23 protein-coding genes and 1 pseudogene are annotated in these 21,328 nt (G+C 62.1%); 6 read left to right on the plus strand and 18 right to left on the minus strand.

Features of this window, described 5'->3' with window-relative positions:
* Positions 1–7 precede the first annotated feature (7 nt).
* From ACH79_RS32715 to ccoN, 6 genes are all read right to left on the minus strand, one after another.
* Positions 8–505 carry a FixH family protein gene (locus ACH79_RS32715; protein ID WP_161854631.1) on the minus strand — a complete coding sequence of 166 codons (498 nt, stop codon included), beginning with the start codon at positions 503–505 and terminating at the stop codon, positions 8–10.
* A gap of 20 nt (positions 506–525) precedes the next feature.
* A complete protein-coding gene (ccoG, locus tag ACH79_RS32720; RefSeq protein WP_161854632.1) occupies positions 526–1,989 on the minus strand; it encodes a cytochrome c oxidase accessory protein CcoG in 1,464 nt (487 codons plus the stop codon).
* Positions 1,990–2,088: 99 nt separating this feature from the next.
* Positions 2,089–2,961, minus strand: a complete 873-nt coding sequence (gene ccoP / locus ACH79_RS32725; RefSeq protein WP_161854633.1) for a cytochrome-c oxidase, cbb3-type subunit III — start codon at positions 2,959–2,961, stop codon at positions 2,089–2,091.
* A gap of 7 nt (positions 2,962–2,968) precedes the next feature.
* Positions 2,969–3,133 (minus strand): cbb3-type cytochrome c oxidase subunit 3, encoded by a 165-nt coding sequence (locus ACH79_RS32730; protein WP_161854634.1) that lies wholly within the window; start codon positions 3,131–3,133, stop codon positions 2,969–2,971.
* 12 nt (positions 3,134–3,145) lie between these two features.
* Complete coding sequence (gene ccoO, locus ACH79_RS32735; protein ID WP_161854635.1) at positions 3,146–3,880, minus strand: cytochrome-c oxidase, cbb3-type subunit II; 735 nt, start codon at positions 3,878–3,880, stop codon at positions 3,146–3,148.
* A gap of 11 nt (positions 3,881–3,891) precedes the next feature.
* The gene (gene ccoN / locus ACH79_RS32740; protein ID WP_161854636.1) at positions 3,892–5,538 is read right to left on the minus strand and encodes a cytochrome-c oxidase, cbb3-type subunit I; all 1,647 of its coding nucleotides are present in this window, start codon (positions 5,536–5,538) and stop codon (positions 3,892–3,894) included.
* 60 nt (positions 5,539–5,598) lie between these two features.
* On the opposite strand from ccoN, the gene ACH79_RS32745 reads away from it, so the two are divergent.
* Entirely contained in the window at positions 5,599–6,174 is a 576-nt protein-coding gene (locus ACH79_RS32745) for a hypothetical protein (RefSeq protein ID WP_161854637.1), read from the plus strand.
* Between the two features lie 75 nt (positions 6,175–6,249).
* Here the strand turns inward: ACH79_RS32745 and ACH79_RS32750 are convergent, their stop codons facing one another.
* Entirely contained in the window at positions 6,250–6,963 is a 714-nt protein-coding gene (locus tag ACH79_RS32750) for a Crp/Fnr family transcriptional regulator (protein WP_161854638.1), read from the minus strand.
* A 185-nt stretch (positions 6,964–7,148) separates the two neighbouring features.
* Between ACH79_RS32750 and ACH79_RS32755 the strand changes: the two genes are divergently transcribed.
* Together ACH79_RS32755 and ACH79_RS32760 are read left to right on the plus strand one after the other, a co-directional pair.
* Positions 7,149–7,466, plus strand: a complete 318-nt coding sequence (locus ACH79_RS32755; protein WP_202639091.1) for a cytochrome c — start codon at positions 7,149–7,151, stop codon at positions 7,464–7,466.
* Between the two features lie 107 nt (positions 7,467–7,573).
* Positions 7,574–8,413: a universal stress protein gene (locus ACH79_RS32760; protein WP_161854639.1), complete on the plus strand. Its 840-nt coding sequence runs from the start codon at positions 7,574–7,576 to the stop codon at positions 8,411–8,413.
* Positions 8,414–8,457: 44 nt separating this feature from the next.
* Here the strand turns inward: ACH79_RS32760 and ACH79_RS32765 are convergent, their stop codons facing one another.
* The 5 genes from ACH79_RS32765 to ACH79_RS32785 form a co-directional block, all read right to left on the minus strand.
* Positions 8,458–11,151 (minus strand): bifunctional acetate--CoA ligase family protein/GNAT family N-acetyltransferase, encoded by a 2,694-nt coding sequence (locus ACH79_RS32765; RefSeq protein ID WP_161854640.1) that lies wholly within the window; start codon positions 11,149–11,151, stop codon positions 8,458–8,460.
* Between the two features lie 111 nt (positions 11,152–11,262).
* Complete coding sequence (locus ACH79_RS32770; protein ID WP_161854641.1) at positions 11,263–11,688, minus strand: hypothetical protein; 426 nt, start codon at positions 11,686–11,688, stop codon at positions 11,263–11,265.
* A 99-nt stretch (positions 11,689–11,787) separates the two neighbouring features.
* Positions 11,788–12,621: a universal stress protein gene (locus ACH79_RS32775; RefSeq protein WP_161854642.1), complete on the minus strand. Its 834-nt coding sequence runs from the start codon at positions 12,619–12,621 to the stop codon at positions 11,788–11,790.
* Between the two features lie 126 nt (positions 12,622–12,747).
* Positions 12,748–12,963, minus strand: coding sequence for a hypothetical protein (locus tag ACH79_RS32780; RefSeq protein ID WP_161854643.1), 216 nt, complete (start codon positions 12,961–12,963; stop codon positions 12,748–12,750).
* Between the two features lie 206 nt (positions 12,964–13,169).
* Positions 13,170–14,051, minus strand: a complete 882-nt coding sequence (locus ACH79_RS32785) for a Crp/Fnr family transcriptional regulator (RefSeq protein WP_371419308.1) — start codon at positions 14,049–14,051, stop codon at positions 13,170–13,172.
* Here ACH79_RS32785 and ACH79_RS32790 point away from each other — a divergent pair.
* Positions 14,035–14,238 (plus strand): hypothetical protein, encoded by a 204-nt coding sequence (locus tag ACH79_RS32790; protein WP_161854644.1) that lies wholly within the window; start codon positions 14,035–14,037, stop codon positions 14,236–14,238. The two genes, ACH79_RS32785 and ACH79_RS32790, sit on opposite strands and share 17 nt — an antisense overlap.
* 108 nt (positions 14,239–14,346) lie before the next feature.
* Here the strand turns inward: ACH79_RS32790 and ACH79_RS32795 are convergent, their stop codons facing one another.
* The 6 genes from ACH79_RS32795 to ACH79_RS32815 all read right to left on the minus strand — a co-directional run bounded on the left by ACH79_RS32795 (position 14,347) and on the right by ACH79_RS32815 (position 18,882).
* Positions 14,347–14,577: a hypothetical protein gene (locus tag ACH79_RS32795; protein ID WP_161854645.1), complete on the minus strand. Its 231-nt coding sequence runs from the start codon at positions 14,575–14,577 to the stop codon at positions 14,347–14,349.
* Positions 14,578–14,680: 103 nt separating this feature from the next.
* The gene (locus tag ACH79_RS43330; protein ID WP_202639092.1) at positions 14,681–14,839 is read right to left on the minus strand and encodes a hypothetical protein; all 159 of its coding nucleotides are present in this window, start codon (positions 14,837–14,839) and stop codon (positions 14,681–14,683) included.
* Positions 14,840–15,009: 170 nt separating this feature from the next.
* On the minus strand, positions 15,010–15,849 hold the full coding sequence (locus ACH79_RS32800; protein ID WP_161854646.1) for a CHAD domain-containing protein: 840 nt from the start codon (positions 15,847–15,849) through the stop codon (positions 15,010–15,012).
* A gap of 83 nt (positions 15,850–15,932) precedes the next feature.
* Entirely contained in the window at positions 15,933–17,495 is a 1,563-nt protein-coding gene (locus ACH79_RS32805) for a bifunctional aminoglycoside phosphotransferase/ATP-binding protein (RefSeq protein ID WP_246738225.1), read from the minus strand.
* A 109-nt stretch (positions 17,496–17,604) separates the two neighbouring features.
* Positions 17,605–18,030: an HPP family protein gene (locus tag ACH79_RS32810; protein WP_161854647.1), complete on the minus strand. Its 426-nt coding sequence runs from the start codon at positions 18,028–18,030 to the stop codon at positions 17,605–17,607.
* 24 nt (positions 18,031–18,054) lie between these two features.
* Positions 18,055–18,882, minus strand: coding sequence for a universal stress protein (locus ACH79_RS32815; RefSeq protein WP_161854648.1), 828 nt, complete (start codon positions 18,880–18,882; stop codon positions 18,055–18,057).
* Positions 18,883–19,220: 338 nt separating this feature from the next.
* On the opposite strand from ACH79_RS32815, the pseudogene fixL reads away from it, so the two are divergent.
* Both fixL and fixJ read left to right on the plus strand, forming a co-directional pair.
* A pseudogene (gene fixL / locus ACH79_RS32820) lies at positions 19,221–20,694 on the plus strand (sensor protein FixL); the annotation flags it as partial.
* On the plus strand, positions 20,678–21,289 hold the full coding sequence (gene fixJ / locus ACH79_RS32825; protein WP_161854649.1) for a response regulator FixJ: 612 nt from the start codon (positions 20,678–20,680) through the stop codon (positions 21,287–21,289). The pseudogene fixL and the gene fixJ, both read left to right, overlap by 17 nt.
* The last annotated feature ends 39 nt before the right edge of the window (positions 21,290–21,328 follow it).

Genomic DNA, 21,328 nt, shown 5'->3' on the forward strand with positions numbered 1-21,328 from the left:
CGCCTTCCTAGTTCAACAACATGCGGTTTCTGGACAGGAACATCCGCTGTCCCGACGCGACACCTTCAAGCACCAGATCCCACTGCCCCGGCGCAATGGTCTCCGCGCTTCCGCGATAGATGCCGGCGCTCACTTCGGCGAGCATGACCTGCTGATCGGCGCGGCGATCGGTCGGCCGCTCGAACCGGCCGAGAAATGTAAGTCCGGGCATCGGCCGCCCGGAATTGTCGCGGGCCTCGACCTGTAGCGTCGCGCCGCCCTGCCCGCTGCGCTCGACATGGGCGTCGACCTTCCAGTTGCGCGCGCTCTGGGCATGGGCGGTAGCGATCTCCTTCTGATAGGCAAGGCTGGCAGCGTAGGCGCTGTCGACCTCGGTGCCCGGCAGGGTCTGGATCGCGAGCCGCATCATGAGGAGGTTGACCCCGATCACGACGCCGAAGAACACCACCGTCATCACGAACACCATGCGCCCCGTGATCGGTCTCGGCGTCCATGCCCTGTTCATGTGAATGCTCCCCTCGGATTTCATGGCGACACGAAATGGTCAGTCGCGGAGGCCACTTCGCCGAGCCCGATGTCGGTCACGCGGAAATTCACCGGAACGGATTTTCCGGGATTGCTCTCCGCAGGCGCTGTCACCAGCATCCGCAATTCCGTGGTGGTGTCGCGCGCTAGGATGATCATGGGCCGGTCCTGCGTCACGGAATCGGCTCCGATGACATGGAGCGTGGCGTTGACCGGGCCGTCGATATCAATCGCGATCACGCGGTCGAAGCCGCGCTTGTTCAATAGGCGCACGGTATAGGCGTTGCGGATCGATCCGTCGGAGAGTTTTACCGCGACTGGATTGCGGTCATGCAGCACGTTGATATCGAGCAGCGAGCGCGTCAGCAGCACATAGAGCATCACCGCGCCGACCGCAGCGATCAGGGCGGCGTAGGTGACGGTGCGCGGCCGGATGATCCGGTAGATCGGCGGCTTGCCTTCCTGCCGCCGATGGATGTTGATGTCGTTGTCGTAGCCGATCAGGCGGGTTTCCCGGCCGATCTTGGTCATCACGGTGTCGCAGGCATCGATGCAGAGGCCGCACTGGATGCAGTCGAGCTGCGGCCCGTTGCGGATGTCGATGCCGGTCGGGCACACGGCCACGCACTGATAGCAGTCGATGCAATCGCCGACTGGCTGACCGAGCGCGCGCAGTTCGTTCGCCTTCTTCAGCGATGTCCGCGCCTCGCCGCGATCGTATTTATAGGTGACGTTGAGCGCCCATTCATCGGTGAGCGCGGCCTGGATGCGTGGCCATGGGCACATGTAGACGCAGACCTGCTCGCGCATGAAGCCGGCGAGCAAATAGGTCGTCGCGGTGAGAATGCCGATCCAGATATAGGCAATCATCGGCGCCTGGAAGGTGATGAGCTGCTTCACCAGTGTCGGCGCGTCGTTGAAGTAGAGCACCCAGGCGCCGCCGGTCCACCACGCGATCATCAGCCAGATCGAATGCTTCAGCAGGATCTCGGCAAAGCGCTCGAGCTTCATCGTGCCTTTGGCCGCATCCTTGCGCATGCGCTCGCGCCGGTCGCCTTCGATCATCCGCTCGATGGCATAGAATAAATCGGTCCACACCGTCTGCGGGCAGAGATAGCCGCACCAGATGCGGCCGCCGACAGCGTTCATCAGGAACAGCGTCAGGGCAGCTATGATCAACAGGCCGGTGAAGTAGTAGACTTCCTGCGGCCACAGCTCGATGAAGAAGAAATAGAAGCGGCTGTTCGGGAGATCGACCAGCACCGCCTGATCCGGGGCGCCGAGGCCCCTATTCCAGCGCACGAACGGCAGCAAGTAATAGACCCCGAGGCAGAACGCCATCAGTCCCCATTTGGTCCGGCGAAACGTTCCGGAAACGCTCTGCGGATAGACTTTTTTCTGCGCCGCATAAAGCGGCGCGTCGTCGTCAAGCTGCAGGTCGGTCGGGCTCACGGATTTGTTCATCGCCGGGTTGGTCTCGTCTCAGGCGTTCACTCTAGACCCAGCTCCATAGCCGCGTTTGATCCATCTCAAACAGAACGGCGACGCCGCATCACCCTGTCGCTATTTGCCTCCACCGAGCGAGTGGACGTAGACCGTCAGCGCCTTGATCGTGGAAGGATCGAGCCGGCCGACCCAGGCGGGCATGACGCCGGCGCGGCCGTTGCTGATGGTCTCCACCAGCGTCGCCTCGTCCGATCCGTACAGCCAGATCTTGTCGGTCAGATCGGGCGCGCCGAGTTCCTGATTTCCCTTGCCGTTATCGCCGTGGCAGGACGTGCAGTTTTCCGCAAAGATCTTCGCGCCGGCGGCCCGATCGTACCCCGGCGCCGTCGCCAGGCCGGACAACGACCGGACATAATTGGCGACGGTCACGATCTGGTCCTTCTTGAGAACGCCCTCCTTGCCGAACGCCAGCATCGCGCTCTCATGCGCCTTCGGATGCCCCGAGCGGGCGCCGAACTGGATCGTCTGCATGATCTGGTCGAGGCTGCCGCCCCACAGCCATTCGTCGTCGTTTAGATTGGGATAGCCCTTGGCCCCCGCCCCGCCGCTGCCGTGGCAAGGCGCGCAATTGTCACCGAACACCGTCTTGCCGCGCGCGCGGGCGAGCGCCAGCAGCGCGGGATTCTTCTCGATCTCCTCCAGCGAGGCAGCGCCAAGCGCCACCATCTTGTCGCCGCGGATCTTTTCCAGATTGGCCAGCTCGGCGGCGACCTCAGCGCGGGTGGAATAATTCCATATCCCCGTCGTGTGGCCCCAGAGCAGCGGCCACGCCGGATACACGATCCAGTAGCCGACCGCCCAGAGAATGGTCAGGTAGAAGGTGATCAACCACCAGCGCGGCAACGGCGTGTTGAGCTCCTTGATGCCGTCCCACTCGTGACCGGTGGTGGTTCTTCCCGATACATGATCGAGATCGCCGTGTTTCGTCATGATCGCATTACTCCTCGCGCAAAGGCATTTTCGCCGCTTCGTCGAAAGCGGCCTGGTTGCGCGGCCAAAGCGCGTAGGTCAGGATGGCGATGAAGATTCCGACGAAGATCGGCGTCCAGAACGTCGTGACCAGGTCCGACGCCAGGTTATGGACCGTGAGGATTGCTTTCATCGTTCTGCCTTCTCAGCGAAGATTTGCTTTTTCGTTGTAAAGTTTGAAGTCGACCAGCGTGCCGAGTATCTGTAAGTACGCGACCAGCGCATCCATTTCGGTCGGCGCGCCGCTCTTGCCGTCGAAATTGCGGGCAACCGCCTTCGGATAGCGCTTGGTGAAGGCATCCACGCCGGCATTGTCAGGATCGGCCTGTGCCTTGAGGTCGGCGATGGCATTGGCCACCTGGTCGTCCGAATAGGGCACGCCGACGGCGCGGTTGGTGCGCAGATGACCGGCCACGCTCGCCTCGTCGACTTCCGTCCGCGACAGGAAGGCGTAACCGGGCATCACCGACTGCGGCACGATCGCGCGCGGGTTGTTCAGATGCGTGACATGCCATTCGTCGGAATATTTGCCGCCGACACGCGCCAGATCGGGCCCGGTACGCTTGGATCCCCACTGGAACGGATGGTCATACATGCTCTCCGCCGCGAGCGAATAGTGGCCGTAGCGCTCGACCTCGTCGCGCAGCGGGCGAACCATCTGCGAATGGCAGAGGTAGCAGCCTTCGCGGACATAAACGTTGCGCCCGGCGAGTTCGAGCGGCGTGTATGGCCTGACGCCGTCGACCTTCTCGATCGTGCTCTTGAGATAGAACAGCGGGGTGATCTCGACGAGACCGCCGATGGCGATCACCACCAGAATTCCCGCGACCAGGACGATCGAGTTCTTTTCGAAGATTTGGTGCCGTGCCCAGAAAGACATTGTTGCGCTCCTCATTCCGCCGGCTGAAGAGCGACGGGCGAATGCACTTCCGCTTCGCCAACCCGCACCGTCATCCAGAGATTATAGGCCATGATCAGCGATCCGATCAGGAACAGCCCACCGCCTGCGGCGCGGATGATGTAGAAGGGATGCATCGCTTCCACGGTTTCGATGAAGGAATATTCGAGGAAGCCGAGCGAGGTGTAGGCGCGCCACATCAGGCCCTGCAGAATTCCCGACACCCACATCGCCGAGATGTAGAGCACGATGCCGATGGTCGCGGTCCAGAAGTGCCAGTTGACCAGCTTCAGGCTGTAGAGTCCCTTGCGATCCCATAGCCATGGAATCAGACAGTAGAGCGCACCAAAGGACACGAACCCGACCCAGCCCAGCGCACCGGAATGCACATGGCCGATGGTCCAGTCGGTGTAGTGGCTGAGCGAGTTGACGACCTTGATCGACATCATCGGCCCTTCGAAGGTCGACATGCCGTAGAAGGCGACCGACACGACCAGCATGCGCAATACGGGATCGGTGCGAAGCTTGTCCCAGGCGCCCGAGAGTGTCATCAGGCCGTTGATCATGCCGCCCCATGAGGGCATCCACAGCATGATCGAGAACGTCATGCCGAGCGTCTGCGCCCAGTCCGGCAGTGCCGTGTAGTGCAGATGGTGCGGACCGGCCCAGATGTAGAGGAAGATCAGCGACCAGAAATGGATGATCGACAACCGGTAGGAATAGACCGGCCGCTCGGCGCGCTTCGGAATGAAGTAGTACATGATGGCAAGGAAGCCGGCGGTCAGGAAGAAGCCGACGGCGTTATGCCCGTACCACCACTGGAACATGGCGTCCTGGACACCGGCCCAGGCAACGTAGGACTTCGAGCCGAATATCGACACCGGCAACGCGGGATTGTTGCCGAGATGCAGCACGGCGATAGTGACGATGAAAGCCAGATAGAACCAGTTGGCAACGAAGATATGCGGTTCTTTTCGCTTGATGATGGTCCCCAGAAAGACCAGCAGGTACACTACCCAGACGATCGTCAGCCATAGATCCGCGTACCACTCCGGCTCGGCATACTCCTTGGACTGGGTCACGCCGAGCAGATATCCGGTGCCGGCGACAAGAATGAAGAAGTTGTAGCCGATGACGACGAACCAGGGGGCCAGATCGCCCGCCAGGCGCACGCGGCAGGTCTTCTGCACGACATAGAGCGAGGACGCGATCAGCACGTTGCCGCCGAAGGCGAAGATGACGGCCGATGTATGCAGCGGTCGCAGGCGACCGAAGCTGGTCCATGGCAGATCGAAATTGAGCGAGGGCCACGCGAGCTGGGACGCGATCAATACCCCGACCGCAAACCCCGCGATGCCCCAGATCACCGACATCACGGCGGAGAACTTGATCGGGCCCATGTTGTAATTGGGCCGGCCGTTGATTTCCTGCGGCGGCAGCGACGGGCGGGCAAAGTACCGGTTGACGATCGCAATGACCGCCCAAAGGCTTGCGGCGGACGACAGCGCGGCATGGAATGCAAACGCCGTATCCTGCGCCATGGCCATGGCGAGCAGGCACAAAAATGCCATGAGCGAAAAGACCAGCACCAGACCGGCCTCGCCGTGTGTCATCGATTTTGCGGTTGAAGACTGGGTCATGAGCTAGCTTCTCTTCTGCGGATGCCTGACCTCACTGATCACAGCCTCGCGAGCGGGAAATTGATCGAGGTCAATCTTCTTGCGGTTTTGCGCAGTTTGTTGCTGATAGAGCTGGGCTGCGAGGATTCAGCAGCAACACGGGCCAATCGGCAGGCAAGCCTGCGTTGCCTTGGCACGTTTCAAAGGAACGTCGGCCCTGCTCACGGGCTCCTTCGCGAGGGAAGCAGCGCGTTCGGTCGACCCGTAAGCTTCCAGATGCGGGAGATCGGCATCCCGGACCGTCCGCTTGAATTCCGCGCGAGCGATGCGTTTGCTGAACTTGGTGATCATCGCGCGCCACCGGCGGCCCATGGCGGCAGCCAACCTTCCCGTATCGGCGGTCATGATTGTCACGACGAGACCTCGATGATCATGCGCGACCAGACCGCAGCCTGGCTGTGTCGCGCCCTGTCGGCGCGGGGTGACGATCAGCGCGATCAGAACGCACGGCGCTTGGCGGCGGAGGGACTGGCCAATTGTTTCGGGCGGGTTTGCAGGTCGCCCCAGAACAGCACCCCGGCAAACACCACGAACATCGTGACGACGAAGACGGTAACGAGCAACGAATCGGTCGGCATGCGGTTGATCTCCCCGTGATGGAGGCAGCATGCACGCGGGCTTCGATCGGGGCTTTGACCAAGATCAAATGCAACGCGACTTCCGCGGGATTTCTCATGCCGCAGCCATGGCGACAGCCCGGCCCGGGTCCAGCAGGCGGACACCACCCGCGACGATGATGAGCATCTTCTCGCGCTCGAACCGGGTCAGCGTCCGGCTCACGGTTTCGATCGTCAGCCCGAGATAATCCGCGATATCCTGCCGGCTCATCGGCAGCGTAATGGTCTGCCGTTCGTCGCCGATGTGGGCCAGACGCTTTCGCCAGCCGACAAGGAAGGACGCAACTTTCTCCTCCGCAGTGCGGCGGCCCAACAGCAACATCTGCTCCTGCGCCAGCATCAGTTCCCGCGCCGCGAACGCGTTGATCCGGATCAGGAAGTGCGGCCTCTGCTCGATGAAATGCGTGAACGTTTCCCTGGAGAAGCGGCACACTGTGATGGAATCGACTGCATCCGCCGAGAAACTGTAGCGATCGGACGGCGCCATGCCGAGAAAGTCGCCCGGCAGCGCAAAGCCGACGACCTGACGCCGCCCATCCGGCAGCAGCTTGTACAGACGCGCGACACCCGCCGCCACATTGTGGACCGAATGCGCGAGCTGACCCGCCGTGAACAGCGCTTCATTGGGAGCGAGATGAACGTGGCGGGCGATCCGCTCGAACTCGGCAAGGTCGGCCTGGTCAAGCGCGCCGCAGATGCTGAGCGAGCGCACGGTACAGGCTGAGCAGCGGCCGAAACTTGCCCGATTTGGAGAGATGGTTCGTATCATTTGCCGCTGTCCGTTCAAGCGCCGGATTGACGTCCCTGTCCGTGGCCGCCCCTCAACAACCAGGAGATATAGTTCATTGCAGTGAATCCAGCATGGGCTGGTTGATCCAGGTCAAATTCGCCGACGATTAAACCCTCACAATAGCAACCGGCTGGAGAATCCATTCGCCACGAGTTGGAGCTGCGATGATCAGACGAATCCTGATGCCACTGGCGTTCACGTTGATCTCGTTGGTGCCGGCAGCGGCTGCTTCGCCTCAGGAGCAGCGCGGCAAGACCTACGCGCTGAACAATTGCGCGCGCTGCCATTCGATCGACAAGGTTTCGCCAAGCCCGCTGAAGATCGCGCCGCCATTCCGGACGCTACACAAGCGCTATCCGATCGAGACCATTGCAGAGGCGCTGGCGGAGGGTATCTCTACCGGCCATCCCACCATGCCGGCGTTCCAGCTCGACCCGGACCAGATCGGCGACCTGTTGGCGTATCTGAAGACGCTCGAATAACAGCGCGGGTCATACTCCGCACAAGTCCGCGAGCGCAGCTCATTGCGATGGATCAACTCTCGCAAACCGGCAGAGCGCTAGGTTGCGCCTCGGAAAAGGAGAGCCCCATGGCGTACAAGGACATTCTGCTGACTTTGACGAGTTATCCCGATCCCACCCCGACCTCGATCACCGAGGATGCCGTCGCGATCGCCGCGACCTTCGGAGCTCATCTGGCGGCGATAGCCTGCGAAGTGTATGTGGAGATACCCGGCCGTTTTCTTTCGGGCTCCATGGCCAACATTCCCGGCATCATCGCCGGCGAAGTCGAAAAAAGCCGGAATAGCGCCAAGGCCATGCTGGCCGCTTTCGACAATGCTGCGAACAAGGCCGGCATTCTGCGCGAATCCTATCTCGAGAAATGCCCGACCTTCGCCGTGCCGGACCTGTTGGTAGACCACGCACGGCTTCGCGATCTCACCATCGTGCCGGCGCCGGAAAACTATGATCAGTGGTACGCGGAAGCCGTGATCTTCGGATCGGGACGGCCGACGCTCGTTTTGCCCGAGACAGCGCGTAAGCGTGGTTTCGAGTTAGGGACCGTCGCAGTCGCCTGGGATTTCAGCCGTGCTGCGGCCCGCGCGGTTTCCGACGCGCTGCCGCTGCTCGAAAAGGCCAGAAAGGTGCGGATCGTCACCGTCACCAACGAAAAGAAACTGGACAACAAGCATTCCGCCGAAGCGCTGGCCAAAAACCTGGCGCGCCATGGCATCGACGTGGTGCTCGACAAGGTCGATGCCGACGGCCGGTCGATCGGCGAGGTGCTCGAAGCCTACACGGTTTCGCATCAGGTCGACGTCCTCGTGATGGGCGCCTACGGTAATTCGCGATGGCGCGAGTTCATCCTCGGCGGCGCCACCAAGAGGCTGCTCTCGAAGCCGCCGCTGCCGATTCTGTTCTCACATTGACGACGGCTGGCTCCGTGCCGGAGAGATAGCAGCATCAGGCGGGCTCAAAGCGCCAGCCTGACATTGCAGATGTCATGCTCGACCGGGTCTGTCTTCACCTCGAAGCCGAGGCTACGGCACATCGCCAGCATGATCGTGTTCTCGGCGAGCACGTCGCCCGAGATCGCTTTCAGGCCTTCTGACTTCGCGTATTCGATGATCAACTGCATCAATACCCAGCCGAGGCCCCTGCCCTTGAGGTCCGAGCGCAACAGGATCGCGTATTCGCCGCTCTCGTAGATCGAGTCGGAATGAATCCTGACGACGCCGACGAGTTCATTGGTCGCCTCGTCGAACGCGACAAAGGCCATCGCCCGGGCATAATCGAGCTGGGTCAGGCGGGCGATGAACTCGTGGGAAAATTCCTTCATCGGGGCGAAAAATCGCAGCCGCAGATCGTGCATGGTGACGTGTTTCAACATCTCGTGGATCAGCGGCTCGTCCTCGGGCCGGATCGGACGAACGAAGACGCGCCAGCCGTCCTTGACCTCGATATGGCGCTGCCACTGCGAGGGATAGGGCCGCACGGCGAAATTCGCAGGACCCGAACCGCGGAACTTGCGCTCGACCCGTCCAATCGCGACACGTGCATCGACCGCCAGCACGCCGGCTTCATCGGCCAGCAGCGGGTTAATGTCGAGCCCTCGGATTTCCGGAATGTCGGCGGCCAATTGCGCGAGCTTGACCAGAACCATCGCCACCGCGTCCTGCTTCACCGCCGGCACGTCGCGATAGGCGCGCAGTAGCCGGGAGACGCGGGTGCGCTCGATCAGGCTCTCCGCCAATTGCAGGTCAAGCGGCGGCAGCGCCAGCGCCTTGTCGTTGATGATCTCGACCGCCGTGCCGCCGCGGCCGAACACGACGACGGTGCCAAACGTGGGATCGTCGGCGAGGCCGAGAATGAGTTCGCGCGCCTTTGCCCGCACCACCATCGCCTGCACCATCACGCCCGAGATCCGTGCCTCCGGCCGCAGCGATCGTGCCCGCGCGAGAATATCGGCGGTCGCCTTGCGCACCGCGTCGGCGCTGGTGAGATTGAGCACGACGCCGCCGACGTCGGATTTATGCACGATATCCCGCGACATGATCTTGAGCACGACCGTCGATCCCTGCGCAAAGATCGCATTCGCATGCGCGACCGCCTCCTCGGCATCAGCGGCGGCGAAGGTCGGCACGGCCGCAATATCGTAGGCATCAAGGAGCTGTTTAACCTCGATCGGATCAAGCCATGAGCGATCATCGGCCAACGCCGTGGCCACGAGCTTCCGCGCCGCGCCCACATCGGGCGCAAACTCGCTCGGCATCGCGGGCGGAACCTGCGCCAGCGCCTCAACGACTTCGCGATGCCGGACCAGATGCATGAAGCCGCGCACCGCGTCGTCCTCGGTCAGATAGTTCGGAATGCCGGCATCACTCAGCAACTTGCCGATCGACGGCTCGGCGCCGACCCAGACTGCGAGTACCGGTTTGGGCAACATGCGGCGTTCGGCGCGGTACTTCTGGACCACGCCGGTCACGGCTGCGGCGATCTCATCGGCAGGCGCGATTGCGGTCTGGACATTCATGACAAGCACGGCGTCATTGCTCGGGTCGGCCAGCAGCGCCTCCAGCGCCACGGCATAGCGCTCGGCATCGGCGTCGCCGACGATGTCGACCGGGTTAGACTTCGACCACGTCGGAGGCAGCACCGCATCCAGTCGTTCCCGCGTCTCCGGCGAGAGCTGGGCGGAGATGCCGCCGAGTTCGGCCAGCCGGTCGATGGCCAGCACGCCGATGCCGCCACCATTGGTCAGGATCGCCAGCCGCTTGCCGGGCGGAGATTTGAGCCGTCCAAGCGTTTCCGCACAGTCGAACAGTTCGCCAAGATCGGAGACGCGCAGGACGCCGGCGCGCTGAAATGCGGCATCGTAGACGGCATCCGCCCCGGCCAGTGCGCCGGTATGCGTTGCCGCCGCCCGCGCGCCTTGCGCCATGCGGCCCGACTTGACGACGACGACGGGTTTGACCCGGGCGGCGGCGCGCGCCGCTGACATGAACTTGCGGGCGTCCTTGATCGCTTCGATGTAAAGCAGAATGGCGTGGGTCTTTTCATCCAGCGCGAAGTAGTCGAGCAGATCGGCGATATCGACATCGAGTTGGTCGCCAATCGAAACAATGCCGGAAAAACCAACAGAGCGCTGCGCCGCCCAGTCCACCATCCCCGCTGCAATGGCGCCGGACTGCGAGATCAGCGCCAGATGTCCCGCCACCGGCATGTGCGCCGAAAAGCTGGCATTGAGGCTGACGCCCGGCATCATGATGCCCAGGCAATTCGGGCCGATCAGCCGCATGCCGTATTTTTGCGCGGCTCGTTCCGCTGCCTCCGCCAGCGAATCCGGACCATGGCCGAGCCCGGCACTGACGATGACCGCACCTGCCGCGCCGCGGCGGCCCGCTTCATCAATCAGACCTGCGATGGTGCGGGCCGGCGTGGTGAGGACAACGAGTTCCGGCACAAATGTCAGTTTGGCGATGCTGTCAGCGGTCGCCACGCCATCGATCTCGTGATAGCGCGGATTGACGAGACCGAATTCGCCTTTGAACTGAGCTTTACGAATATTGTTGAGAATGGCGCGGCCGACCGAGCCCTGGCGCGGACTGGCCCCGACCAGTGCGACGGAATGCGGCGAAAGCAGATTGTTCAGACGATAGGTGGACATCGTTCTCCAGTATCGGCAGCTCGCGACCCCTGTGCGACAGGTTATCCGGAAACGGTCACGGCGCGATGATATATCGCGCCATGATCGTCAATTTCTGGGGCTGTTTTCCGATCAGTTCAGCGAGCGTCCGCTGATCAAGTTCGACGTAGCCGCGATCATCCGCTCACCATGCCTGAACAGCCGTTCGGAGTCGCGACGGAAGAAGTCGAGCTGGTGCTGGCTGCAGTCCTGGCACGTCGTCTTGATATCATTTACGGAGTGTGCGCTCGCCATCTTGGTGACGAACTCCGTGAACAAATGCATCTCGGTCTGCGTTCGCTCCAGCATCTCGTCGCCGAGGAACACCAGCTCCTCGAGCATCATCTTCTGCGCGCCAATCATGAACTCCAACGCGCCCTGATTCAGTTTGGTGGCTTCCGCTTCTGCATTTGCGGCTGCTGGAAGGGAGCCGGAAGCGGTCCGCTCAGACAACTCTGACATGACGATCTCCGATTTCTGAGTTTCCGCCGAAACGATTACCGGGGTCGGGGTGAACATTGAGGCGCATCAAACTGGCGTCATTGCGACCGCAGCCAGAGCCAGCGAACACAAGGCAAGGAACTCACCGGGACCAAAGGTCACATCCCTCCCCCGGGATCAGTGCGACATCAGGACCGGCACGGTCATGCAATCGAACATGCTGCGCGTGACGCCGCCCAGAATTCGTTCCTGCAAGCGCGAATGGCCGTACCCACCCATCACCAGAAGGCCCATACTGCTTTCGGCCGCGATCGACAGGATCGCGCCCTGGACGGCGCCGCGGTCCGTCGTCAGCCGTTGCACCCGGGCCGCAATGCCACGCCGCCCCAAATGCGCGGCGAGTTGGTCCGAGGAGGCGTCGCCCGCTTCCTCATTGACCGCAATCACGGTCACGGCGTTCGCGCCCATCAGAAACGGCATCGCATCGCGCAACGCGCGGGCCGCAAGGCGGCTGCCGTCCCAGGCGATGCCGACGTGATGGGCGTCGAGCGGTCCCTTGTGGATATAGGGAACCATCAGCATCGGCCCGCCGGAATTGAACAGGATCTGCTGCGGAATCTCATTGTCGTAGCTGGCTTTCGAGGGATCGGGCTGCAGCACGATCGTCATGTCGTAAAGCCGGGCAAGCGCGCTGATGGTCTTCCCGGCCTCGGCGGGAATTGCCGCAAAGGTCCTGATGCCGTAGGCGATCTTGGCAAGCTTGGCCTCGATCTCGAACACGGCGATCGCAGCGTTCGCCCGTTCTCGAGCGCGCTCCAGGTCAGCCCCCATGACGGCGGCTACGGCGGCGCCGCCGCCTTCCACCATCAATCCGGCGTTGCCCATCGCTTCATAGCCGATGGCCACGGCATCGAGGTGCGACCGGCGCGCAATGGTCAGCGCGACAGCGACGTCGATCACCGGCCTCACCAGACGCTCGGAGGGAATATGAACCAGAATGTTCCTGAACATCGCCGTTCTCCCACACATTCGCGGGGCGCTGACGCCCCCGTCCCGATTATGCCGGTAAAGATAAACGATGGACGGAGGGCCGGGGGTTGACCCACATCAAGCTCGAATTCGATCGCCTCCTCCGTGCTATCGCGGAATGAGCTGCAGCTCCAGCAGCGCCAGTCGTTGCAAGGCTACCGGATCGCACTCTCCGCCGTGAGCGGCGCGCAGAATCGCCTCGGCAATAGCCTGAACGTGACTGGAGCTGACCGGCTCGGGAAGCGAAGCCACCGCGGCATCAAACGCCGCTTCCATTACCGAGATGATCTCGGGCGGGAAGGACGCATTTGCAAAATCCTTCATGACGGTGGCTACAAAAGGAAGCGGCTGCCAATGCATCTTGGGGGGCGGGACTGCTATCAGCAGCCGCTCGAGTTTGCTGTGTCATCCCTTGGACACATATTGCATAATTTTCCCGAAGGTGAATCGTTCCCAAATTCAAGGAAATCAAATGGACAAAGCATCATTTCGCGGGACAGTTTCGCCATCCGCGGTCTTGCATATCTATTTCAAAGCGACGGATTCTGGTGGAGGTAACGGTCGTCGAACTGGGCCAATTCCCCGAGCTTTGCTTCGTCAAGTACCGTCACTCGGCCGCGGCTGATGTCTACGATCCGCTCCTCGCGCAGTTGCTTGATCACGCGGTTGGCATGCACGGGCGTGATGCCCAGCGCCTCGCCGATTTGTTCCTGCGTCAGCGGCATTTCGAAATTGTCGCCCGCCAGCCGACCGGTAACTTCAAGCCGCCTGCGAAGTTCGAGAACGATGTGGGCGAGCCGCCCGGTCGCCGGTCGCTGTCCGACATTGACGATCCATTCCCGGAACATCGCGGCATCGATCAGCGTGTCGCGCCAGAGCACTTCCGCGACGTTCGGCCTCGTCCGCGTCAACGCCCGCAACGACGCGTGGCTGATGAAGCCGAGCGTGGACGCGGTCAAGCTAACGAGATCGTGGTCCATACGGTGCAGGTGCAAGCTCTGCAGGTCGGGAATCTCCCCCGGAATATGGATCGAGAGAATTTGCCGCTGGCCGCTGGCTATGACCTTGGACCGAACGCAGAAGCCTTCGATTATCAGGCAGCATTCCGTCGGGCGCTCGCCGTCGGATACGATGGCTCTGGCCGCTTCCCAGTGACGAACGGCAATCGGAAGCCCTCGCAATGCAGCAATGTCCGCTTCTTCCAATCCTGAGACGGTATTGAGTCGTCGCAGTAACGCCGCAAACACAAGCTCCCGGTCCAAACCCCTGTCTCCTCCGTTCGGACGACCGTTCTCCAGTGAACGAAACGGACCGCTCGATGCGGGGTTCCCAACAAACGTTAAGGACGCCGCCGATGTGACGTGGGAGGTTTCAGGCCCCGCACGGAGGTCCGTCATGAAGAAAAAACGCAATCGCAGCCGCCCCGCCCTCCCGCTTCAGGAGCGGCTTGGCCAAGTCGCCCTTCGCGCGCGGGAGGAGGCAGCTGGCCTGCCGCCCGGTGAGGAACGCGACCGTCTGATCGAAATAGCGATGGCAAACGAGGCTGCAGCCACCATCGACCGCTGGCTTTCATCCCCGGGTTTGCAGGGCCCCAAATAGTCCAGCTTTCTGAATGTGCCTGCCTGCTCCCCGTTCCCGCCCGGCCAGGCGAAAGGACTCACGCTTGCGTTCATGCGGGACGTGACTTGAGCTTTTACTTCGGGGCTTTTACTTCGGCTTTTCGGCGCAGACGTGAATGACGTAGACCGGATTGGAGAACTCGTCGGTTACCTCCATCCGCCAGTCCTTGCCCGGGCGCAACTTTCCGTCGAGATCCTGGATGATCTGCCCTGCAGTTACCGTTGCTTCCCGCCATGCTGCCCGCACGTCGGGTAATTCTTCCCCTTCCTCGTCAAGTTCGATCCTGTCGTAATACACGTTGAAAAAGTAACGTGGCATGAGGGCATTCCCTTACGGCGCATCCTTCTCGACCGTATGCAACTAAACTCCCTGGCTGGTGCCTACTTTTCGGCCGGCTTCGTCACCACCATCGTCAGTTACTTTAATGCGTGTTCGATTCCTGCCATTTGTCCGGGTCGGACTTGGTCGTGCCGGACCTCTGTTCCTTTTCGGGGTTGCCCTTCCACGGCTTGTCGGTTTGCCGGTGCGTTCCCCAGTCGGTCTGCTGACGCGGGTCGTCCTTGGGAGTTTCTTTGCTCATGCCGCTACCTCCTTGGGGAGAATAGCCGTCAACCCGGCCAAAGGTTCCTGCGGCCGGAGAATGCAGCGACCGCAGTACGCCGGGCCAGACGGCAGGTTCGTGGATTCCAGCCGGCTAGGCCCCGCGCGAATTTCTTGCTGACTTGGAGGAAGTTTCGTCCTCACAACGGCTTAGGTTGAATTCTGGAGAACGGAACCACGGAAAGACTTGGCCATGTCGCGATGAGACGCGAGCGCCGCACCGAGCAATTTTTCCTTGCGGCGGCGATAGCCCGGCGGACGCTTCTTGCTTGTTTTGCCCTTTTTTGCTTGCGGCCCGTCGCCCGCAAGGCTGGCAAAGCTCTTGATATCGCGGAGGTCGCCCAATGCGCGCTGCAGCTGCTTTGCCGGCTGATGCAGATGGCGCAATTCGCGGCGACCCCACAGATTGACAGTTTCCGTCAGTGCTTCAAGCATGTAGCGGAAGCGTTTGAACTTGATCCGTAACCGGTGACGGCGCGACGCGCCCAAGGTATTCAGCTGCCGCCCTTGGCGGACCAATCGCCCGTGCCAGCGGTTGAGTTTACGGGCGCAATAGATTTGCAGAGCCTCCGCGTCCTTGCGCTGCTGGCAGCGCGCGAGCCATGGCCCCCGTCTGATCCAGCCTGCCATTGCCGAGATCAGATGTTGCGTCCGAACCGAGCGCAGGGCGCGAACCAGTTGGCGGTGGTTCCGCATCTGGCGTTGATCGAGCTGCTCCCCGATCATGCGCTGCGCCCATGCGCGGTATCGCTTGCGGCGCGCATATTCCACCAGGACATCGCTGTCGCGCGCGGCGCCGAGCGAGCCATTCAGCCACGCGATCTCCTTCTTCAGGCGCACCCATTCCTCATCGACCACGATCGGCGCGAAGAACGCCACCGCGGCGCGCAACCGCGTGATGGCGATGCGGATCTGATGCACGGCCTCGGCGTCGCCGGCGCATGCGCTACTGTGATGGGCCTTGATGGCCGCGACGCAATCGAGCGCCATCGTTTGGAATGCGGTTGCACAATCGAGGCTTGCCGCCGCGGCGACCTTGCGCCGGTTGGACGTTCTGGTCGGCACCGCCATCGTCAGCTCACCCCCCGCGCGACCAGCGCAGCACAAGCGTTGCGCAGCGACTGGTCCGGTGTTCCTGAGGCGTCAATTATATGCCAGTTTACCGCGCCGGTCGTATCCTGTTTCAGGGCGATATGCCGCGTCGCGTCGGATGCATCATCCCTGCGCTGCTCGATCCGCGCCAGCCTAGTCGCTAGATCAGCCGTCAGAAACAGGCCGACAAACCTTGCGCCCCGCTTGGCCGCGAGGCCGGCGATTTCGGTCCGTTCTCCTTCCTGCAAATACATGGCATCGAGCACGACCGAACAGCCCTGGGCAAGGATACGTTGCGCGGTGCTCGCGAGCGCATCGTATACACGTTTCGAGATATCAGCCCGATAGGCGGATTCCGGGAGAGCCGTGGTTTCGCTGGTACCGAACAGGCGCTTGCGGATGACGTCCGAGCGGACGATGACCGCGCCGGGTGGAGGCTCGATCAGGCCCGCGAGCCCGCGTGCAAGCACCGATTTGCCTGTTCCCGACAACCCACCGATTGCCACCAACAGCGGCTGCTTGGGCATGATGAGGCGCCCGGCCAGATCGAAATACCGTTTGGCCTCCCGCCACACCACGTCGCTCGCTTCGGCATGTTCGCTCTTCACGAACAGCACATGCGCCCGGATCGCTGCCCGCACCGACAGGAATAGCGGCAGCAGCTGGAGGCCATCGATCTGTTCCTCCCCCGCCTCCGCAAGGTAGCGATTAAAGACCGTGCTTGCCGCCGCAGGTTGATCGAAATGGATCAGATCCATCAGCGTAAAGGCGAGATCGTAAAGCACATCCGTCGTGGCGATGACGGGATCGAACTCGATGGCATCGAACAACAGCGGCCGGCCGTCCACCAGGGCAATATTGGCAAGATGCAGGTCGCCATGGCAACGGCGCACGAACCCCTGCTCGGCACGCCGCCTGAGCAACGGCTGCAACGTCTTTGCACATTCGCGGCTGGCTGCATCGAGCTGATCGATCGCCGCGGCAGCAAGCCCGCGCACCCCGCGAAACTTTGCGGTATTGCGGTCGATGATCGGGCGAATGGAGGCTAGCCAGCTTTCTCCGTCCGCGCGCGGCGCCTTGCCGTGGGATTGCAGAATTGCGTCGGCCGTGGCCGTCGCAAGCGATGCATCGATCATCATCGATTTCGCGACGCAATCGAGCGACTGCGTCTCGTCGAACCGCGCCATTTCGACCGCCCATTCGACCGGAGTGCCGGCGCCGCCGATTTCGAGAGCACCGTCGGAATTGCGCGTGATGGCGACGATGCGCCGGTAGAGTTCGGGAGCGTTGCCGGCGTTGACTTTCAGCTCTTCCTCGCAGGCGCGCTTGCGCTTCTCCAATGACGAGTAATCGAGGAATGGCAAGCGCACGGCGCGCTTGATTTTCAAGGCCCGGTCCGCGCCGAGAAAAACTATGGAGGCATGGGTATCGATCCGCCTGCCGCCCTTGGCCGGACCAAAGCTGGAGCCCTCGAGGAACTGCAGCACCTCCCGTTGCGGGTCGGCCTCGGTGGCGGCCGCATTGGCGGATGGCGGCATCGTCATGGCTGCGACACGGCGGCGCCGGTGAGGTTCGCGACTGAAAGCAGTTGCCGTTCCTCCCGGAGCAGGCGGTAATGCATTTCGTCGGATATCCTCCGCGAGTGCATGCAGCCTACCCCCGCGCGCTCTCGGTCAGCGCACGCATGATGTCCCCGCGCGAGATGATCCCGACCATCCGCTGCTCGGCATCCAGCACCGGCAGGCTCTTCATCCGGTGGTCCACCATCAGTTGGAGGACGCGGGTCAGTTTCGTTGCGGGGTCGACGTAGATGAATTCCGACGTCATCACATCCACCACCATCCGCGACAAAAGGTCGTCATAGGCCGGAACCATGCGGCCGGGGTTGAACGCGAAGCATTTCAAAAAATCGAAATTGCTCACGACGCCAACGATGTCATCGCCCTCGCGCACCGGATAGCAGTTGAAATCATCGGCCTCGAACATCCGATGCAGCTCGCGCATGGTGGTGTCGCGCGTAACCGTCTTCACCTGGCGCGTCATGAATTGCCCGGCGGTCGCTTCGAGAAATCTATGCACGGCGGTTCCTCGGGATTGAGATACTTAACGGGACAGGAACGCGCAGCGGCGGGATTCAGTTGCAAGGTGGCGTGTCACGCCGCTCAGCACCCATTCGCGCAATCGCGAGTGACCGTAAGCGCCGGCGATCACCGCGCCCGCTCCGACATTGCCGGCGATCTTCTCTAGTTGTTCGGTCACGCCGCCGGCCTTTTCCGGAACGAGGGTGTTCGCCGCGATGCCGTGGCCGCGCAGCCATGCCGCCACGTCGGCAACATGCGACAGCGCATCCGCGCGACGGCCATCCTGCTCCGGAATCTCCGCAACCGTGACTTCCGTTGCAGCAGCCAGGATCGGCAGAGCATCGAACACGGCCCGGCGCGCTTCCCGCACGTCCTTCCAGGCGATCAGAACGCTTCTCAGATCGAGCCATTCGGCTCTGGGCGGCACCACCATGAGCGGCCGGCCCGCCTGCATCACCAGATCGCTCGGGTCGGGAGCCGCACTGGGATCCACCAGGGCCTCGGAGCGGGCGCCGACCACGAGGATATCGGCGGCTCTTGCCTGCTGCAGCATGTAGGGGACCGGTAACGTGCGGGTGGCGCGCCACTCCACCGCTATTGCGCGCCTCTCGACCGACGCACGAAACTTCGATTCGAGTTCCGATAACTGTCGCTCGATAGCAGCGGTCTCCTCTTCGACCAGCTTTTGCGCAATGGCGCCACTCGCGAAGTACATTGGCGGCCTGAGATCTGAAGCCGCAACGGCAATAATCCGCGCCCCGAATCGTTCGGCGATATCTCCGGCCACCCTGAGGCAGGCATCGTTGGGCCGGTCCAGCGCCAGACCGACCATGACGGTTTTGTAGTCCATAAACCTGCTCCACGCCTTCGGGCGAAATGCCGAACGGCCCCAACCCACACAGCGACATCCTAGAGGTCCGCGCCGATTTGAAGCTGACCTAGATCAAGAAATCTCGTTCGCCTCTTCGAGGCGTGCACTATCGCAGCATGGCGCTGGCGGAAATTCGAAAAATTGCGCATATTATCAAATGGATATCGAACCTTTATGATGTCGCTTCGCCGCTGTTTCCCACGCCCGATCTAATGCGGTATCTGATGAACCAGAGCAGCCCAAGGCGAAGCATGTTCAGCGCCGACCGCCCCTTTTGAGATCAAGACCCGCTCGACGCGAACGCGCGCAGCGGCGCCGAGGGATCGGGCGTAGGCGCGTGGGATCTCGAGCTATCGACTCGCAAGTTGAGCTGGTCCAGCGCCGCACGGAAGCTCTTCGGCGTCGAGCCGGATGCCCCTGTCGATTACGATCTCTTCCTGTCCCTGCTCGATGCGCAGGACCGCGACCGAACAGCAGAGGCTGTACAACAGTCGATCGCTACCGCATGCAGTTTCGACGTTCAATACAGGGTGCGCCGGCATTCGGATGAAGGTCATTGGGTACGCGCGCTAGGCACGACCATCAATGGTCCCGACGGCGCTCCCGCCCGGCTTAGCGGCGTGATGATCGACATCAGCCGCGAGAAGCGTCTTGAGGATGCGGTCAGGACGCGCGAGCGGCACTTCCGCTCGATTCTGGACACGATTCCGGATGCGATGATCGTGATCGACCAGCATGGCATCATGCAATTCTTCTCCAGCGCCGCCGAGCGCCAGTTCGGTTACAGCGAACCCGAGGCCATCGGAAAAAACATCAGCGTGCTGATGCCGGAGCCGGACCGCAGCTCACGACGGCTATATCGCGCGTTACCTGAAGACGGGCGAGCGGCGCATCATCGGCATCGGGCGTATCGTCACCGGCATGCGCAAGGACGGCACGACATTTCCGATGCATCTCACCATCGGCGAGATGCATTCCGCAGGAAGGCCCTTCTTTACCGGATTCGTTCGCGATCTCACCGAGCAGCAACAGACCCAGGCGCGGCTGCAGGAGCTGCAATCCGAACTCGTTCACGTCTCCCGGCTGAGCGCGATGGGCGAGATGGCCTCCGCCCTCGCCCACGAACTCAATCAACCGCTGTCAGCCATCAGCAATTACATGAAGGGATCGCGCCGCCTGCTGGCCGGCAGCAGCGACGCCAACGCGCCGAAGATCGAGGTAGCGCTCGATCGCGCCGCGGAGCAGGCGATCCGCGCCGGCGACATCATCAGGCGATTGCGCAATTTCGTCGCCCGCGAAGCGTCCGAGAAGCGCATCGAAAGCCTTTCAAAAATGATCGAAGAGGCCGGCGCGCTCGGGCTCACCGGCGCCCGCGAACAGGGCGTATTCCTGCGCTTCAACCTCGATCCGACTTGCGATCTCGTGCTAGCCGACAGGGTCCAGATCCAGCAGGTGCTGGTCAACCTGTTCCGCAATGCGTTGGAAGCGATGGCGGCCTCGACGCACCGCGAACTGATTGCCTCAAATACCAGGGCCGCAGATGACATGATCGAAATTGCCGTTTCCGATACCGGGTCCGGCTTCGCGACCGATGCGCTTGCCCACCTGTTCCAGCCATTTTTCACGACGAAGGAGACCGGCATGGGCGTCGGCCTTTCGATCAGCCGCACCATCGTCGAAACCCACGGCGGCCGGATGTGGGCCGAAACCAACCGGTCCGGTGGTGCGACCTTCCGCTTCACGCTGCCCGCCGCGCATGCCAAGGATATGACCGATGCCAGCGAACGCTAAGGTTTATGTCATCGACGACGATCCGGCGATGCGCGACTCGCTGGATTTCCTGCTGGGTTCGGCCGGCTTCCGCGTGCGTCTTTTCGATTCCGCGCAGGCTTTCCTGAGCGAGGTTGCGACCCTGGAGGCCGGCTGTGTGGTCACCGACGTGCGCATGCCCGGTATCGACGGCATGGAACTGATGCGCCGACTGAACTCCAGCTCGCGAAAACTCCCGGTGATCGTCATGACCGGCCATGGCGACGAGCCGCTGGCCGTCGAAGCGATGAAGCTCGGGGCGCTCGACTTTCTGGAAAAGCCGTTCGATGACGACCGGCTGATCGGCATGGTCGAGACCGCCCTTCGCGAAAGCGGCTCGAAAAGCGACGCGGTGTCGGCCGATATGGCAGCGCGCGTCGCCAGCCTCACCCAGCGCGAACGCCAGGTGATGCAGGGGCTGGTAACGGGGCAATCGAACAAGGCCATCGCCCGGGAATACGACATTAGTCCGCGCACGGTGGAGGTCTACCGGGCGAACGTGATGACCAAGATGCAGGCTGGTAATCTTTCCGAACTGGTACGATTTGCGATCCGGGCCGGCTTCGTCGAAGATTGAGCCAAGTCAATTCGGGGACTGGAAAAGCGTCTATTTTTG

The organism is Bradyrhizobium sp. CCBAU 051011, assembly GCF_009930815.1.
Lineage (GTDB): Bacteria > Pseudomonadota > Alphaproteobacteria > Rhizobiales > Xanthobacteraceae > Bradyrhizobium.